The organism is Burkholderia sp. Ac-20379 (assembly GCF_017104645.1).
In the GTDB taxonomy this organism is placed as follows: domain Bacteria; phylum Pseudomonadota; class Gammaproteobacteria; order Burkholderiales; family Burkholderiaceae; genus Burkholderia.
Window position 1 is genome coordinate 1 of record NZ_JAAGPF010000670.1, and the last position, 1588, is coordinate 1588.

Annotated in this window: 2 protein-coding genes and 1 pseudogene; all 3 read left to right on the forward strand. The window is 71.8% G+C overall.

Annotated elements, in window-relative coordinates; all coding sequences use genetic code 11:
* Position 1: 1 nt before the first annotated feature.
* Positions 2-406, forward strand: a complete 405-nt coding sequence (locus G3N92_RS33810) for a cobalamin biosynthesis protein (RefSeq protein ID WP_339385889.1) — start codon at positions 2-4, stop codon at positions 404-406.
* A gap of 40 nt (positions 407-446) precedes the next feature.
* Positions 447-1049 carry a cob(I)yrinic acid a,c-diamide adenosyltransferase gene (gene cobO, locus G3N92_RS33815; protein ID WP_206131839.1) on the forward strand — a complete coding sequence of 201 codons (603 nt, stop codon included), beginning with the start codon at positions 447-449 and terminating at the stop codon, positions 1047-1049.
* A gap of 14 nt (positions 1050-1063) precedes the next feature.
* Positions 1064-1588 (forward strand): annotated as a pseudogene (locus G3N92_RS33820) (cobyrinate a,c-diamide synthase); the annotation flags it as partial.

Below are 1588 nucleotides of genomic sequence, written 5' to 3' on the forward strand. Positions count from 1 at the left end.
TATCGAGGCGGCCATCGCGGCCGCGCTCGCGCGCCTCGGCGCGCTGCACGGCCCCGAGGCCGCAACGCACGCGCAGGTCGCCTGCGTCGCGACGCTCGACGCGAAGGCCGGCGAGCCGGGGCTGATCGCATGCTGCGAGCGTCATGGCTGGCCGCTGCGCGCGATCTCGCGCGACGCGATCGCGGCGCGAACGCAAGCGCGGGAAACACATGAACCGCGTGAACCCCACGAAGCGCCTGGCGACGAGGCCGATGCCGTCACGCGCCGCCCGAGCGCCGTGCAGGCGCGCTTCGGCGTCGACGGCGTCTGCGAGCCGTGCGCGCTGGCCGCCGCGCCGCAGGGCCGGCTGCTGGTGCCGAAGACGATCGTCGACGGCGTGACCGTCGCGATCGCCGGGCCGGCCTGAGCCGGCTCCCGAATTCAGAACCCCGAACCACCGACATCCCATGAAAACCGATCCCGAATCGCATCAGCGCATGACCGAACGCCGCCGCGCCGGCCACGAGAAGAAGCAGGCCGCGGCCACCGCCGAAAAGGGCCTGCTGATCGTCAACACCGGCAACGGCAAGGGCAAGAGCACCGCTGCGTTCGGCATGGCCGTGCGCGTGCTCGGCCACGGCATGAAGCTCGGCGTCGTGCAGTTCATCAAGGGCGCGCTGCACACGGCCGAACGCGACCTGCTCAACACGTTCGCCGACTGCGATTTCGTGACGATGGGCGACGGCTACACCTGGAACACGCAGGATCGCGAGAAGGACATCGCCACCGCGCGCAAGGGCTGGGACGAGGCGCGCCGCATGATCGAGAGCGGCGACTATCAGATGGTGATCCTCGACGAGTTGAACACCGTGCTCAAGTACGACTATCTGCCGCTCGACGAGGTGCTGGCCGTGCTGACCGCGCGCGGGCCGTCGCTGCATGTGGTGGTGACGGGCCGCCACGCGCCCGATGCGATCGTCGAGGCCGCCGATCTCGTCACCGAGATGCGGCTCGTCAAGCACCCATACCGCGAACAGGGCGTGAAGGCGCAGCGCGGCGTGGAGTTCTGAGCATGACCGCCGGCGTGCTGGCGTGCCCGGCGCTGTTCCTGAGCGCGGGCGGGTCGGGCCAAGGCAAGACCTCGGTCACGGCCGGCCTCGCGCGGCTGCACCGGCGGCTCGGCCGGCGCGTGCGCGTGTTCAAGACGGGCCCCGATTTCCTCGATCCGATGATCCTCGAGCGCGCGAGCGGCGCGCCGGTGTATTCGCTCGACCTCGGCATGGTCGGCGAGGCCGGCTGCCGCGCCCTGCTGGCCCGCGCGGCGGCCGAGGCCGATCTGATCCTGATCGAAGGCGCGATGGGGCTGTACGACGGCACGCCGAGCAGCGCCGATCTGGCCTGCCGGTTCGGCGTGCCGGTGGCCGCCGTGATCTCCGCGAAATCGATGGCGCAGACGTTCGGCGCGCTCGCGTTCGGCCTCGCGCGATTCCGGCCGGCGCTGCCGTTCCACGGCGTGCTGGCGAACCGCGTGGGCTCGGCGCGGCACGCGACGCTGCTGCAGGCCGCGCTGCCCGGCGACATCCGCTGGCTCGGCCATCTGCCGGCCGAC